This window comes from Acinetobacter sp. 1000160 (genome assembly GCF_000588715.1).
GTDB classification, from domain to species: domain Bacteria; phylum Pseudomonadota; class Gammaproteobacteria; order Pseudomonadales; family Moraxellaceae; genus Acinetobacter; species Acinetobacter courvalinii.
Genome location: NZ_JFWP02000001.1, coordinates 603,388 through 618,555, shown reverse-complemented (window position 1 = coordinate 618,555; position 15,168 = coordinate 603,388). Strand labels below are relative to the sequence as shown.

General features: G+C 40.8%; 18 protein-coding genes and 1 pseudogene. 7 read left to right on the top strand and 12 right to left on the bottom strand.

Going from position 1 to position 15,168, the window contains the following annotated elements:
* Positions 1-9: 9 nt before the first annotated feature.
* The 5 genes from rtcA to J699_RS15375 all read right to left on the bottom strand — a co-directional run bounded on the left by rtcA (position 10) and on the right by J699_RS15375 (position 4,919).
* Positions 10-1,059: an RNA 3'-terminal phosphate cyclase gene (gene rtcA / locus J699_RS15355; RefSeq protein ID WP_032882696.1), complete on the bottom strand. Its 1,050-nt coding sequence runs from the start codon at positions 1,057-1,059 to the stop codon at positions 10-12.
* Between the two features lie 258 nt (positions 1,060-1,317).
* On the bottom strand, positions 1,318-1,776 hold the full coding sequence (locus J699_RS15360; protein WP_004806564.1) for a DIP1984 family protein: 459 nt from the start codon (positions 1,774-1,776) through the stop codon (positions 1,318-1,320).
* Between the two features lie 27 nt (positions 1,777-1,803).
* Positions 1,804-2,361: a hypothetical protein gene (locus J699_RS15365; protein WP_032869374.1), complete on the bottom strand. Its 558-nt coding sequence runs from the start codon at positions 2,359-2,361 to the stop codon at positions 1,804-1,806.
* A gap of 29 nt (positions 2,362-2,390) precedes the next feature.
* Positions 2,391-3,659, bottom strand: coding sequence for an RtcB family protein (locus J699_RS15370; RefSeq protein ID WP_032869376.1), 1,269 nt, complete (start codon positions 3,657-3,659; stop codon positions 2,391-2,393).
* A gap of 297 nt (positions 3,660-3,956) precedes the next feature.
* On the bottom strand, positions 3,957-4,919 hold the full coding sequence (locus tag J699_RS15375) for a ribonuclease Z (RefSeq protein WP_032869379.1): 963 nt from the start codon (positions 4,917-4,919) through the stop codon (positions 3,957-3,959).
* Between the two features lie 67 nt (positions 4,920-4,986).
* Here J699_RS15375 and rtcR point away from each other — a divergent pair, with 67 nt between their 5' ends.
* Complete coding sequence (rtcR, locus tag J699_RS15380; RefSeq protein ID WP_032869381.1) at positions 4,987-6,588, top strand: RNA repair transcriptional activator RtcR; 1,602 nt, start codon at positions 4,987-4,989, stop codon at positions 6,586-6,588.
* On the opposite strand, the pseudogene J699_RS15385 reads toward rtcR, so the two are convergent.
* Together J699_RS15385 and J699_RS15390 are read right to left on the bottom strand one after the other, a co-directional pair.
* Positions 6,589-7,287: pseudogene (locus J699_RS15385) on the bottom strand (DUF2157 domain-containing protein); the annotation flags it as partial.
* A 133-nt stretch (positions 7,288-7,420) separates the two neighbouring features.
* Positions 7,421-8,050, bottom strand: a complete 630-nt coding sequence (locus tag J699_RS15390) for an alpha/beta hydrolase (RefSeq protein WP_005230875.1) — start codon at positions 8,048-8,050, stop codon at positions 7,421-7,423.
* Positions 8,051-8,176: 126 nt separating this feature from the next.
* On the opposite strand from J699_RS15390, the gene yaaA reads away from it, so the two are divergent.
* The 4 genes from yaaA to J699_RS0218390 are packed head-to-tail and all read left to right on the top strand — an operon-like array spanning position 8,177 to position 10,268.
* The gene (yaaA, locus tag J699_RS15395; RefSeq protein ID WP_032869383.1) at positions 8,177-8,959 is read left to right on the top strand and encodes a peroxide stress protein YaaA; all 783 of its coding nucleotides are present in this window, start codon (positions 8,177-8,179) and stop codon (positions 8,957-8,959) included.
* Positions 8,960-8,980: 21 nt separating this feature from the next.
* Complete coding sequence (locus tag J699_RS0218395; protein WP_005286314.1) at positions 8,981-9,244, top strand: hypothetical protein; 264 nt, start codon at positions 8,981-8,983, stop codon at positions 9,242-9,244.
* 9 nt (positions 9,245-9,253) lie between these two features.
* Positions 9,254-9,877: a metal-dependent hydrolase gene (locus J699_RS15400; protein ID WP_032869385.1), complete on the top strand. Its 624-nt coding sequence runs from the start codon at positions 9,254-9,256 to the stop codon at positions 9,875-9,877.
* Entirely contained in the window at positions 9,867-10,268 is a 402-nt protein-coding gene (locus J699_RS0218390; protein ID WP_032869387.1) for a hypothetical protein, read from the top strand. Before J699_RS15400 ends, J699_RS0218390 begins: the two co-directional genes overlap by 11 nt.
* Before the next feature lie 329 nt (positions 10,269-10,597).
* Here J699_RS0218390 and J699_RS15405 read toward each other — a convergent pair whose 3' ends face one another.
* From J699_RS15405 to J699_RS0218380, 5 genes are all read right to left on the bottom strand, one after another.
* Positions 10,598-11,383, bottom strand: coding sequence for a thiazole synthase (locus tag J699_RS15405; protein ID WP_004639328.1), 786 nt, complete (start codon positions 11,381-11,383; stop codon positions 10,598-10,600).
* A gap of 23 nt (positions 11,384-11,406) precedes the next feature.
* Positions 11,407-11,604, bottom strand: coding sequence for a sulfur carrier protein ThiS (gene thiS / locus J699_RS15410; protein WP_032869389.1), 198 nt, complete (start codon positions 11,602-11,604; stop codon positions 11,407-11,409).
* Positions 11,605-11,613: 9 nt separating this feature from the next.
* A complete protein-coding gene (locus J699_RS15415; protein ID WP_032869392.1) occupies positions 11,614-11,979 on the bottom strand; it encodes a DUF423 domain-containing protein in 366 nt (121 codons plus the stop codon).
* Positions 11,980-12,086: 107 nt separating this feature from the next.
* Positions 12,087-12,956 (bottom strand): RNA polymerase sigma factor RpoH, encoded by an 870-nt coding sequence (gene rpoH / locus J699_RS15420; RefSeq protein WP_005230860.1) that lies wholly within the window; start codon positions 12,954-12,956, stop codon positions 12,087-12,089.
* A gap of 131 nt (positions 12,957-13,087) precedes the next feature.
* Positions 13,088-13,327, bottom strand: a complete 240-nt coding sequence (locus J699_RS0218380) for a sulfurtransferase TusA family protein (RefSeq protein WP_032869394.1) — start codon at positions 13,325-13,327, stop codon at positions 13,088-13,090.
* A gap of 357 nt (positions 13,328-13,684) precedes the next feature.
* On the opposite strand from J699_RS0218380, the gene J699_RS15425 reads away from it, so the two are divergent.
* Positions 13,685-13,897, top strand: a complete 213-nt coding sequence (locus tag J699_RS15425; protein WP_004653893.1) for a cold-shock protein — start codon at positions 13,685-13,687, stop codon at positions 13,895-13,897.
* A 101-nt stretch (positions 13,898-13,998) separates the two neighbouring features.
* Positions 13,999-15,150 carry an ATP-dependent RNA helicase RhlB gene (gene rhlB / locus J699_RS15430; protein WP_005230851.1) on the top strand — a complete coding sequence of 384 codons (1,152 nt, stop codon included), beginning with the start codon at positions 13,999-14,001 and terminating at the stop codon, positions 15,148-15,150.
* The last annotated feature ends 18 nt before the right edge of the window (positions 15,151-15,168 follow it).

Sequence of the window (15,168 nt, the reverse complement as noted above, 5' to 3'; positions counted from 1 at the left end):
TAATATTCACTATTCTACGTTTACTTTGACCTGAAACAGGTTTTGGTCGAGTTCGATAAACTTAATTTCACAATCAATAAATTTTTCAATCATTGCAGCCTGTGTACGGGTATGTTCACTAATACATTGTGCCGTAAATTCACCACCGTGACCCAATGCCAAAGGTAATAGCAACTGATCTGTCAAATACTCATCTACTACAGCTTGAGAATTAATATATTGCTTCACCTGTTCCGCCAAATGATTGGCAATTTGTTCTGCACTTTTGCGCATTTCACCTAAAGCGGTAAATAGCTGAATGTGCTGTTGATGTTCAACTTTGACATAGGCCGTATTACCTTGGCTAATGCCGTTTAAATGAAATTGCTGTTGCGTATCCAGTTTTAGTCTTTTATTTAAGGTTGCCAGTTCCCGTTGTGCAATTTGCGTCTCTTCGGAAAGGTTAAGTACTGCCGCAAATGCCTTTGTCGTTTGCAAAGTACCACGATCTAGTAAATTTAGTTTATTTCGATGTTGCCAAGGCTGAATCTTGATTTGAATTTCACCAGCACCAATCGGGAAGAAGCCTGCTTTATTTAACTTAAACTCGACCGCTATTCCAAGTTTTTCTAATACTGGCAAAAAACACTGCTCGATAAAATCTGCCGTTGGCGCAAGCGGGTTGTGAGTGCCACCAGAAATAGTCAATTCACTGGCTTCATTTTGTAATAACAAAGCTGGTAAGAGCGTTTGTAAAACCAGTGTCGTACTTCCTGCCGAACCAATCTGGAATTGGTATTTTCCACTTTGTACATGCTGGGGTGCGAAGTACAAAAGCTGGCTATGAAGTTCAGCACCTTCCACATAGGCTTGGCTGATGTGTTGAGATGCCTGTACACAGACCAGATGTTGACGCATTAAGCCTGGTTTTTTTCGCCCAGCACGAATGTTAATTAATTCAAATGCTTGACCTGTAATCATTGAAAGGGCAAGGGCAGTTCTTAAAATCTGTCCTCCACCTTCACCTTGTGAACCATCAATCTGGATGGTTGCTGGCATATTTGCCAAAGCTTTATTCACTTCTATTTTCCTTATTTTGTAATTTAATGAACATACTGTCAGTACATGGTAATGCGAAGTAACGTGTGACTTTGCTTTCGGCAAAGCTTTGCTAGGTGCATGGTGCTGAGCCTAATCAGTGAAGATTGATGCACGGCTCACATACTGCCATAGCCGCCTGAATTATTTTCAATCCCTCAGATCGGAGTAACGCAGGATCTTGTACTCGCCCAGTATGCCCAAACTATGCTTGTGAACTAGATTCACAAAATTTGTTGTCTATTCGACTAAATCAATTTGCCAATTGGCAGCCTGAATCTTGATATTTAAATCGCGTAATTTCGCGCTGATATCATCGGCTTGTTTTTGCAAGCTGGAAACAGGGATAACCTTCTTCCATTTGATCTCACGTGAACTATAACGATCAGGTTCACGATGGGTATTGGCAATCGCATCAACCAGAATCTTATGCTGTTCAGCATAACTATCACGCAAGCTTAATAGGGACAGCAGAATTTTGCCATCCTCAAGCTTTGCTTGCGCATTGGTCAAATGAATACGACAAATCAGTTGATTACTTTCTTGGGTTAAAGCAAATACCTGTTTGATCAGTTCATTTGGATCTTCGCTCGGTTCATCACCGTCTTGTACCAATACATTGGCGTTGATCCGCTGTTTTAATGAAGCGAGCTTTTTTTGTTGATCGCTTCGAAGTAACAATGCTTCTGCGAGTTTCATATTTTATTTTCCTAAAAAATTTATTCTTTAGTCTGTTGAGCTGGCAAGTAGTAAGCAGCCTTTATTTTGCTCTGGTGAATAAATGGTTAAGCACCAATTACCCCACCATTCTCGGCCAGGTTCAAAATAATCATTCCATTCAGAACTTTCTTCCCGAGCACTACCTGGGTAGCCAACCCAATCATATATTTCACAGTCTTTCTCCGTAAAAAGGCATAGCTGCAAAAATGCTCGGAAGAATGCTGCCCGATGAGACGGGGCAAGGGTTGTTCCATATGGTGGATCAATGATTGCCTCTAACAAGCTCAAAAACCAATTATGTCCAGAAAATAAATCAGGTCTGTCCAAACGATCAAGATCTACAAGGCTACGATCTAATTGCTCTATCGCTAGTGAGTTCAAGTCTAACGTTTTTTCCAAGGCTAAACTTTCACAATTCAATAGCATCTGTGGATGAATAGTCAGCGTATTCGAAGATTCCCTTTGATGTGCGACATCAAACAAAAAAACTTCAAATACAGCTTGTATGGCATCAAGATCAGATTGTAATTCTTTGGTCTTCAAATGATCTAATTGGACAAACATATATGCACCTTCTGGTTGTGCTCAGGTATTTAGCCCTTAACACAGACCACTTGTCTTAATGTATACACCACTTCAACCAAATCCTGCTGTGCTTTCATGACATCTTCAATCGGTTTATAAGCCGATGGAATTTCATCAACTACCGCAGCATCTTTGCGACATTCAACACCTTCGGTCTGCGCAATCTGATCTTCTACGGTAAAGCGACGTTTTGCTTCAGCACGGCTCATGACACGACCTGCACCATGCGAACATGAACAGAACGATTCCTGATTTCCAAGCCCACGAACAATAAAAGACTTGGCTCCCATTGAACCTGGGATAATTCCATATTCTCCCAAACGCGCACGTACAGCACCTTTACGGGTTACCATCACTTCTTCGCCGTAATGTTGTTCCTTTTCCACATAGTTATGGTGGCAGTTTACGGCTTCCAAACGTGCTTGGAACGGTTTTGGGATAATCGTTGCTAAGGCTTTAATCGCAGACTGCATCATGATTTCACGGTTTTTCATGGCGAAGCGCTGTGCCCAACCGACAGCAAACCAATAATCATCAAAATGCTCAGTACCTTCGACTAAATATGCCAAATCTTTGTTAGGTAAGTTAATAAAATGCTTTTGCATATCTTTACGCGCCAGTTCGATAAAATGATTACCGATGGCATTACCGACACCGCGAGATCCTGAGTGCAACATAATCCAGACATGGTCATGTTCATCTAAACAGACTTCGACAAAGTGATTTCCAGTACCTAATGTCCCCAACTGCTTACGATTATTGGTGTTTTTTAGGCGAGGGTGCTTGGCACAGATCAATTCAAAGTCTGCTACTAAATCAGCCCAGGCCTGATCTACCATTTCAGGCGGAGTTTCCCAAGAACCTTTATCTCGTCCACGTTTGGTCATTCCATGCGGAATCAAACGTTCCAGTTCGGTACGTAAAGCATATAAATTATCGGGTAAATCAGAAGCAGTTAAGCTGGTACGCGTTGCCATCATCCCACAACCAATATCGACACCGACTGCAGCAGGGATAATCGCCCCTTTGGTTGGAATCACGCTTCCGATGGTGGCACCTAAACCAAAATGAACGTCGGGCATTACGGCCATCCATTTATAAATAAACGGCATTTGTGCGGTTTGTAGTAATTGTTGTTTGGAGTTGTCATCAACAAGCACACCATTGGTCCACATCTTTACCGGCATACCCGTTTCATTTTTTAAAACTTGATAAGCACGTTGTTGCTGTTCTTGTTCAAATTGAGCTTGTTGGTTGATTTGTTCAACGACAGACATTTTCATTTTCCTTTCAAAGCCTGCCTGCCAAGCGTTTGCAGGCAGGTGATATTCACAAGATCCCAATGATGTTGTGTGTCTATACTATTGCACTGACTGTGCCAGTTTTTTTAAATTTAATTTTTATAATTAGTAAATTATTGATAAATAATTAAAATAAAATTTTTAAATATCTTTTAAGCTGCAATCAAGGCTTGGTTTTAGTAAATTTTTTATATTCATTAAGATATAAAAGTATCCTAAAAGATATATATGTTGTTATGGGTTTTATCCAGCTCCTCACATACTGCAAACTTATTAGGATTTTTCAATTTTTGTAAGTTGGCCTATATCATCTAAGCTAAATTGATCAAAATCATGAGCTAAGTAGAAGTTGCCTTGATAGAATTTTCTAACTTCTTCAGCAATTGCTTGTTGCCCGGCATAGTCCTGATGGCGTGGACTAAAGTGCGTCAAGATCAGATTACTTAGCCCTTGCTGTTGAGCAAATTCTGCAACTCTCTTTGCAGAACTATGCATGGGGCCTGAGCCCACTTTATCTAAAACAGCTTGGGTGTAGGTGCTTTCATGAATAAGGAGTTGGGCATCTTGGCATGCTTGCGCTAATAACTCAGGACGATCATTATCTCCACCCACGATGGCATGTATACGTTGCGTCTGGATTTGAGTGAAATCAGTTGCTTTCAACGTTTGTTGATTAAACTGAATATCTTGACCGTGTTGTAAGTCTCCCCAAGCTTTACCTTTGGGTACGCCGAGTTGAACTAAAGCCTGTGTATCTAGTTTCTTTTGGGTGTATTGCGCAATAATACTGAATGCAAAACTAGGTACGCGGTGACTCAGTGGATGAGCTTGAATCGAGAGTTCATCGGTTAACGATAGAATCTGAGTTGCTTCATTCACATCGATAAAGTTGAGTGGATAGGGCAAATGTAAATCCGTTAATTGTGCGGTAACCTCAATCCATTGTTGAATTTCTTTAGGTGCGATAATAGTTAAAGGCGCAGTACGGGCATTCATACCTGCACTGGCCAATAAGCCAACCAATCCATAACAATGATCGCCGTGAACATGGGTAATACAGATGGCAACTAGGCTTTGCAATGAAAGTTTGGCCTGTTGAATACGATGCTGTGTAGCTTCGCCAGCATCGACCAAGATCCAGTCTTTATTCTTGCTGTTACGGATGGCTAGGCCAGAGACGTTGCATGTGAGTGTGGGTACACCAGAAGAGGTGCCTAAAAAAGTAAAATGAAGCATATTGTTGGAATTTATCATTGAAATGCGTATTGTATATGATAGTCATATATAAAATATTATAGAAATTATGCTGAATGCAAAGAAAACTGTCGTGATTGGCTTTGTCGGCTCTACTTTAGATCAGGGCAAGCGTCCTGACCGCTGGCAACGCTGGCGTCCAACCTTGAGCCTTTTAATGCATGAAGATCTGATGGTGGATGAACTGGTACTGTTGCATGATCGACAACATCATAATCTAGTTAAATTTATTGCTGAAGATGCCCAGCAGCTATCGCCATCGACCACTGTCTCAGGCCAGCGTGTCAGTATTCGTGATCCTTGGGATTTTGCCGAGGTCTATGGTGTGCTGTATGATTTTGTGAAAAGTTATCCTTTTGATACGGAAAACAATAACTATCTTTTGCATATCACCACAGGTACTCATGTTGCGCAAATTTGTTGGTATCTATTGGTCGATGCCAATTATCTACCTGCCAAGCTGATTCAAAGTGCACCCAACCAACAAAAAACGCCAGAAGGTGAATACCGGGTCATCGATCTGGACTTGTCACGTTATGATGTGCTCAAGCAACGTTTTGAAGATGAACAGCAACAAAACTGGCAACAATTGAAAGCCAATATTTCAACCTATAACCATGAATTTAATCAATTGATCACCGAGGTTGAGTTGGTGGCGACACGTTCCAGTGCACCGATTTTGATTATGGGTGCCACAGGGGTAGGTAAATCGCATTTAGCCAAACAAATCTTTCAGTTAAAGAAAGACAAGTTTCATTTGAGTGGGCGTTTTATTGATGTGAACTGTGCGACACTTCGTGGCGATAGTGCCATGTCGAGTTTGTTTGGGCATATCAAGGGGGCATTTACAGGTGCAGCGGCTTCACGAGCAGGTTTATTAAAAAGTGCTGATCAGGGTATTTTATTTCTGGATGAAATTGGTGAGCTTGGGCTAGATGAGCAAGCGATGCTGCTCAAGGCACTCGAAGATAAATCCTTCTTTCCTGTTGGAAGTGATAAAGAGGTTCAGGCCGATTTTCAACTGATTGCAGGGACAAATAAAGACCTTAGGGCAGAGGTGCAAGCAGGTCATTTCCGTGAAGATTTATGGGCACGATTGAATACATGGACTTTCTTTTTACCGAATCTTAAAGATCGAATTGAAGATATTGCCCCGAATGTTGAGTTTGAGTTGCAGCGTTTTGCAGCGAATCATCAACGTCAATTGCGTTTTCAACGTGATGCACTTGATGTGTATTTGAAATTTGCTAAGTCTAAAGAAGCATCTTGGCAGGGGAATTTCCGGGATTTAACCGCCAGTGTGACCCGATTAGCGACATTATCCAGTGGTGAGTTGATCCGTTTGGAAACGGTGGAAAAAGAGATTGAGCGTTTAAAGCAACTGTGGTCGATTCAAACCACACTAAACCAATCTAAAGATATCAATATTCTCCTCAAATATTTAGATCAAACCCAGTTGAGCGAGATTGATGAATTTGATCAGATTCAACTGCGTGGCGTGCTACAAGTCTGTGAACATGCCAAATCGATGGCAGATGCTGGACGCCAACTGTTTGCTGCTTCACGCCAGCAACGTAACACCACCAATGACAGCGACCGGGTCAAAAAGTATTTGGCCCGGTTTGGCTTGAGTTGGCGTGATTTTCAGTAATCATTCAAGTGGATGGTCTTTCTTGATTCTGGATTGGTTGGGTAGAAACTCCAAGTTCCAAAGTTTTTCGGCATGTCGGCCAATCCACCAGAAAGATGCAGCGAGCAAGATAAAGAAAATAGCTTTGTGTATGCCATTCCAGAAGAACTCAAAATACTTGGTGTAGAGATTAATAAATAGGAAAGTGATACCAAAACCGCGTGAGGTGGCATCATCATGTTTTAAACCATAAACAATCGCGATGATGGCAATAAAGGCAAATAAAACGCCCCAATGTAGTAACTCGTATTGTTTAATGTTATACCAGCTACTCAAGTCACTATAATTGCCAAAAATCGAGAGAATCCATAAGGCAATAAACAGATAAAGCAGTCCCATGACATAAGTTGGATGGGCGAAGTCTCTAAAATGCGCATAGCGTTTAAATAGCAGGCTTAAGCCAATCAAGGCACCGCCAAAAAAGACAAAGCGTAACGGGAAGTTCATCCCAAGATAATAGGCCCCCCAACCTGACATATAGCCAGTTTCTGTTCCAAACCATGAGCCGAGCGCAAGCAGCGAGAACACCCAGATCAGTTTTGAGGGGAACCAGAACGCAAGTGCGGCATAAATAAGAGTGGAGAGCAGAAATAACAAAGAAAAATGACCACTGCCTGTATCAATTGCTTGTCCGAAATAGGCGACGGAGGCTGCGGTAGACTTTGCTTTAAAAAAAGTCCCTGTTTTTTATTGAATTTCATTATTAAAGAACCCAATGTCTGTACATCTCTACTGATATAACAGACATTGGATTCAAAACACGTATATTTTTCTTAGTAATTTGTTGTTAAGTCTACAGTTTTAAAAAACGGGCAATGACCTGACGCAATTGTTTTAGATAACCTGTAAAGAAATGATTGGCGCCTGGCAAAATCGTGATCGGATGTTTTTGTGGTTTTGCCCACGCGATCATATCTGAGAGCAGGGTAATATCATCTTGCTCGCCATGAACGAACAGGATATCGCCGTCGATAGCCGGGGTCTTGTAATGACGTAAATCGACGACCGAACCCGTAGGTAAGCCACATAACACCAGTTGTTTGGGACGTAATTCTTCGCTGAGTTGGGCTTGGCATTTTGCCAATACGTGAGAACCGAAGCTGAAACCACCCGCATAGAAGGTTAAACCTGCATGTTTTGCACGTGCATATTCAATTACCGCCATAATGTCATCCGTTTCGCCGTGTCCCTGATCATGGGTGCCTTCACTGCCAGCTAAACCACGGAAGCTAGGGCGATACACGACACAGCCCATTTCATTAAAAATCTGAGCCAGCAGTACAGGGACTTTATGATTTGGTGTTCCACCTTGCAAGGGATGTGGATGGCAGACCACAGCAAAACCTGTGACTTCACCTTGAGGTTGATCGACAAACATTTCAATTTGACCAACAGGACCCTGGATGAATAATTGCTCAGACATAAGATACGCAATGGATAATGGAAGAATCCACTATTTTACCGATAATGAAGAATGAAAACACGAATTGGCATTAAAAATTATCAACTGTTATAGTTTCATCAAGTTAAATTTATTTTTTGATTGATTATGCTTGCTTTAATTTCTCCAGCGAAAACACTTGATTACACAACGGCTTTACCTACGGATACATATACTCAGCCACGTTTATTAGAACAATCACAGCAGTTGATTGATGTATGTCGCAAGCTTTCTGCGAGTGAAATCGCATCGTTAATGACCGTGAGCGAGAAAATCGCCACCTTGAATGTAGAACGTTTCCGTGACTGGAATGCAGATTTTGATTTTTCCAATGCACGTCAAGCCTTGTTTGCATTTAAAGGCGATGTGTATACCGGTTTAGATGCTTATCACTTAAACGATCAGGATATTGATTTTGCACAGCAGCATTTGCGTATGTTGTCTGGTCTTTATGGTTTATTACGTCCATTGGATTTGATGATGCCGTACCGCTTGGAAATGGGCACTAAATTGAAAAATACACGTGGCCATAATCTATATGAATTCTGGGGCAGTATTATCACCGATCAAATTAACCAGGATTTAGCTGAAATTGATGCAAAAGTGTTGGTAAATTTGGCCTCTGACGAATATTATAAATCTGTGAATGAAAAGAAAATTCAGGCAGAAATCATCAAGCCTGTATTCTTGGATCAGAAAAACGGAAAATACAAAGTCATTAGTTTCTATGCGAAAAAAGCGCGTGGGCTAATGGCGAGATACTTGATTGAAAATAAATTAAGCCAAGTAGAACAATTAAAAGCATTTGATAGTGAAGGGTATTACTTTGATGCTGAAAGTTCATCGGATAAAGAATTGGTCTTTAAACGAGATGAACAGCACGCAGCTTAGTTTTACCCTAGGCAGGGTGGGATGTTAACCAAACAACATTTATTAAAATACGCGATATCGTCTGATCAAGTCCGAATCAAAGGGCATCTGACCGAACCTCGGAGTTATGGGGTGTATGCATTGCCTTTAGATACGGATGGCACTCGACGGTTCCGGTTTGGTAATCATCCTGTCCGTCAACAGGAACTGAAACATGAGTTTGGTTCCTGTACCTTGTACCAGCTTTTTCTGGAGCGTAAAGATGCTGAATCCTTGGCAAAGTGGCTGAATAAAGCAATTCAATGAGGATGAGCAATGCAGCAATATTTAAGCTTATTAGAAAAATCATGGTTTGAGCTGCATCGGCATTATCATTTCTCTGAACCGCAGAAAATTTTTAACAAGTTGATTGCTGCCTATAGTGAAAAACAGCGGGCTTATCATACGCTTCAGCACTTGTATGAATGTCTGGTTTTACTTGATTCAATTCGACCTGATTTAAAAGATGCTTATTCAGTTGAGTTAGCACTCTGGTTTCATGATGCGATCTATGATCCGCAAGCAAAAGATAATGAGCTGAAAAGTGCAGAGCTATTTGAACAGTATTTGGCTCAAGATTTATCAATTGATATCGTTCAGAAGATAAAGCAATGGATTGTTGCCACGCAAAAGCACGAATCGACGAATGAGTTGGATTTGCAATTTTTACTGGATATTGATTTGGCGATTTTAGCAGCTTCGCCAGAGCGTTTTGAAGAATATGAACAGCAGATTAAGCAGGAATATGCTTGGGTAGATCCAGATATTTATTTGATTAAAAGAAAACAAGTTCTCGCACATTTTTATCAGACTGAACCGTTGTATCAAACCGAATATTTTCAACAGAATTTTGAGCAAAGGGCGAGAAGGAATTTGAAAGAAATATTAGATGAGAAATAGTTCAAATATTCCTAAGCTCCCTAACACTAATGCTAGGGTAGCATTGGCAAAGCGATTAAACTTACCTTATCACGATAATATGCAAGATTGGGAATATGAAGTTGCTGACGCAATCCACATAAATGATTTTTTAAATGCTTATGATCTAAATGATATTACAGAAGATGAACGATTTCTGCTGATTGAAATGCTTTTTCAATCTTTTGAAGAGGTGGATAATTTAGAGAACGATAGTCGTTGGTATCGGACTCTATTGATTGTTGAAAATCATCTTGACTTGCACACACAAACGGTTCTTTATTGGGCAAATGGTGTAGAGTCGTTAGAGGATAGTTGGAATATAACGCCTTTTGTTAGAAACCTAAGAGATCAATATAATTTGAAAAAATAAAACTCCATTAGGGTCGTATTACACCCCCACCAAGAATATCCATAACATCATTCTTATAAATATCTAAATCTTCTTTATTTTCCCATCACGTTATAATTTCTTTAAGTGTCTCAAAAGGGGGTTCCCAAAAAATTCCTCAGCGCCATATTCGAGTTGAACTGGAATGATTTCGTACATTGGTTCTAAAATAAACTTTGTCATAAATCGCCTCTTTTCCTAATTTTACTGTAGCGATGTTACTTATATTTTTAATACTAATGATCGTCTAAAAATAATTTCTGTGAATGTAAAGGGCGAACTGTGTTCGCCCAAAAACATGCTGAGTTGATTTACTTAAAGAAATAACCCGTTTCAGGCGAGCTGGCATTGGCCATACGCTTACGCGGCATACGACCCGCCAAGAATGCTTCACGGCCCGCTTCAACGGCTTTTTTCATCGCAGAAGCCATCAAGATTGGATTTTGAGCCGCAGCAATCGCCGTGTTCATCAGTACGCCGTCACAACCGAGTTCCATCGCAATCGCAGCATCACTGGCAGTACCCACACCAGCATCCACCAATACAGGAACTTTGGCATTTTCTTTGATGATGGAAATGGTATGTGGATTCAAAATACCGAGACCTGAACCAATCAAACTGCCCAAAGGCATGATGGCAACACAGCCCATGCTTTCAAGTTCTTGCGCAACAATCGGGTCATCCGAGGTGTAAACCATGATTTCAAAACCATCATCAATCAAGGTTTGCGCTGCTTTAAGCGTTGCTGTCACATTCGGGTACAAGGTTTTTTCATCGCCGAGTACTTCAAGCTTTACCAGATTGTGACCATCAAGTAGCTCACGAGCCAGCATACAGGTACGAATCGCGCTATCTGCATCAAAACAGCCAGCAGTATTCGGCAGAATGGTGTATTTCTCTGGTGGAATCACTGAAAGCAGATTCGGCTGATCGGCATGTTGTCCGATATTCACACGGCGAATCGCAACGGTGACAATTTCTGCACCACTTGCTTGAATGGCTAAGTCGGTTTCATTTAAATCTTTATATTTACCAGTTCCGACCAATAAACGTGATTGAAAAGTACGTGAACCAATAATTAAAGGGGAATCTTGCATGGGCTTACTCCATTTTTAGCCAATTAGCCGCCACCAACAGCTTGAATAATTTCAATACGATCTTCAGGAGCAATCAATGTCTGCTCAAGTCTACTTTTCGGAATAATCTGTTGGTTCTTCTCTACAGCGAAGCGTTTGCCTTCAAGCGCTAAGCTTTGAATCAATTGCTGTAGGTTTTCACAAGGCGTGTCGAGTGACTCACCGTTTAAATAGATATGCATGATAAATCCTTATTTCGCATGTTTAATTGCTTGCCATGCGAGCATGATCCAGCCCGCGATCATAAATGCACCGCCAATCGGGGTGATGGCACCTAAGATTCTAGGCAGACCAAGCGCCATAATGTACAACGAACCACAGAAAAAGATGATGCCAATTTGGATCAAAATATAAGGAATTTTTATAGGGAAGGTTGCAGTGGTTTTATGTAGGACACCTAAAACCAGTAATCCAATCGCATGATAGAAAAAGTACTGGGTTGCTGTATTCCACCAAGCCAGTTGTTCTGGTGTGGCAAAAGATTTGAGGCCATGGGCACCGAAAGCGCCTAACATCACTGCAAGCGCAAGATTAAGTGCCGAGATTGCTATCCACATAATGATAATGGAACTAGAAACTTGATGAACAAAGTTAACATATTCGGGTGTTTAAACAAAGTCAGATAAAACAAAAGGGCATAAAAGCCCTTGTGTTTGAATTAATCTTAACTCGCAGACATGGCGGTTTTGATTTTTTCCATTGCATTTTTTTCTAGCTGGCGAATACGTTCAGCAGAAACGTTATATTCTGCAGCCAGTTCATGCAAAGTGGATTTGTCATCATCTAACCAGCGGCGCTGTAAAATATTACGTGAGCGATCATCCAGCTGGTCCATCGCTTCATGCAAGGCAGAAGTGCTTTGCTCTTCGTAATCTTCTTCCTCAATCAGACGTGCAGGGTCGTAACGATTATCTTCGAGATACAATGCTGGTGCGGTATGCGGGGTATCGTCATCATCATCGCCTTGAGCTTCAAACGCAGCATCATAGGCAGTTAAACGACCTTCCATTTCTAACACCTGTTCAGGTGTAACATTCAAATCATTGGCAATCGATTTGGCTTCTTCCAAAGTCAATCGCTTGCTCGATTTCTTGAGGCTACGCAAGTTAAAGAACAGTTTACGTTGTGCCTTGGTGGTCGCAATTTTGACGATACGCCAGTTACGGATCACATATTCGTGAATTTCAGCTTTGATCCAGTGCACGGCAAAAGAAACTAAACGAACCCCCATATTAGGGTCGAAACGTTTCACTGCTTTCATCAGTCCGAGGTTACCTTCTTGGATGAGATCGCCTTGTGGCAATCCGTAACCTGCGTAACTCCGTGCGATATGTACGACAAAGCGGAGGTGTGACATTACCAAAAGTTTGGCAGCATCAAGATCTTGGTCATAATAGTAACGCTCAGCAAGTTCTTTTTCCTGCTCGGCCGTTAAAATTGGAATTTGATTGACAGTACTGATATATGCACCAAGGTTTACACCTGGCGCAGACAATGACAGGGGCATCAATTGATTGCTGCTGTCAGTAGTCATGGATTCTCCTTATAGGATGGTATTTAAGTCAACAATTTCATCTTAATGCGAATGCTCTTCATCACTAAGGAAATTTGAGTATAGAAATGTAAAGTAAACTATTTTATCTTTACCAAGAGTTTAGCAAAGAATCACATAGATTCAATTAAATAGTGAAATTCATGCTCTGAAATTTTTTGTGTCTGGCATTGAAGTTGCTGAATTTGGCAATATCGTGTTACATCAATTTCACTATGTGGATCAGATGATTTCAACAAAAACTGTTTGGAATGGCCCGCTTTTTTTAAAGCGCGTTTTAACATCAGCAAGGGCATAGGACAGGGTTGTCCTAATGCATCAATGATATCCGGGGTGTTGATTGTGTCGGTCATATTCAATTAAATCACTTCATTCAAAATTATCTTAACAAATTTCTGCGTAATTTTTATGATAAAAATTCCATTAAAAAAAACAGCTAAATTATTGAAAAAAACAGATAGAACAGATGGAAATAACTAAAAATAATTCTATTAATTGTTATAAACCCGTGATAAGCTCGATGCGTTTTAGGAAGAGTTTAATACACAATTAATGTAATAAACCCTATAACAAATGGATGTAACCGGAAATTGTTGATAGTTTTACAGAATGATTACAAGCTTTAAAATTATAAATATTTTAAAACCTTGTTGGCTCTGCTGTTTGCAACACCGGAAGGTCCTTATCTTTCAATATCTGAGGATTGACTTATGACAGCTCGTGAACAAGGCGTAGTAAAGTGGTTTAACGACACTAAAGGCTTTGGTTTTATTCAGCGTAATGGTGGTGATGACGTATTCGTTCATTTCCGCGCAATTATGGGCGATGGCCACCGTTCTTTACGTGACGGCCAACGTGTAGAATTCAGTGTTGTTCAAGGACAAAAAGGTTTCCAAGCTGAAAACGTTCAGCCTTTAGACTAATTTGTTGCCTTAACGCAATATAAAAACGCTCCAATGTAATTTGGGGCGTTTTTGTTTATAATAGCCACTTTCTTTTGGTCATTGATGGTTCGAGAGCATATATGACGACTGGTTTTGAAACCTTAAATTTACATCCGCAGTTGAAGAAAGCGATTGATGCTTTGGGTTTTACAAAAATGACCCCAATTCAGCAAAAGGTTTTAAAATATACATTAGCAGGGCATGATGCCATTGGTCGGGCGCAAACGGGTACCGGTAAAACGGCTGCCTTCTTGATTAGCGTGATCAATGATCTGTTGAATAATCCAGTTCAAGAACAGCGTTTTCGTGGTGAGCCACGTGCGTTAATTTTAGCGCCAACTCGTGAGTTAGCGTTACAGATCGAAAGTGATGCGCAAGCATTAACCAAATTTTCAAATTTGCACCTGGTCACTTTGTTGGGCGGTGTGGATTTTGAAAAGCAAAAGAAAATGCTGGACCGTAATTTTGTTGATATTATTGTGGCTACACCGGGCCGTTTAATTGATTTTGTCGAGCAAAAAGAAGTCTGGTTAGACAAAATTGAATTCTTGGTGATTGACGAAGCAGATCGTTTACTCGATATGGGCTTTATCCCGTCAGTGAAGAGAATTGTTCGTTTTTCACCGTTTAAAGAGCAACGCCAAACCCTGATGTTCTCTGCAACATTTAGCTATGATGTGCTCAATCTTGCCCGTCAATGGTTGTTTGAGCCGGTTACAGTTGAAATCGAGCCTGAGCAAAAAACCAATAACGATGTTGAACAGCGCGTTTATGTGGTTGCGAAAGAAGATAAATACAAACTGTTGCAAGAAATCTTGCGTGAAGAACCGATTGATAAAGTGATGATCTTTGCCAACCGTCGTGATCAGGTGCGTCGTTTGTATGATCATTTGAAACGTGATGGTTATCGTGTGGGGATGTTATCAGGTGAAATTGCACAAGATAAGCGTCTGAAGATGCTGGATCAATTCAAGCAGGGTAAGAACAATATCATGATCGCGACCGATGTTGCGGGGCGTGGTATCCATGTTGATGGTGTTTCGCATGTGATTAACTTTACCTTACCTGAACAGTCGGATGATTATGTTCACCGTATTGGCCGTACAGGTCGTGCAGGTGCACAAGGCGTGAGTATTAGTTTCTTGTCGGAAGATGATGCTTTCTATTTGCCTGAAATTGAAAAAGCAATTGGTAAGAAATTGCCTTTAACGCGTTTAGAAGGTTATTGCTAAGTCTTAATATGTTTGATT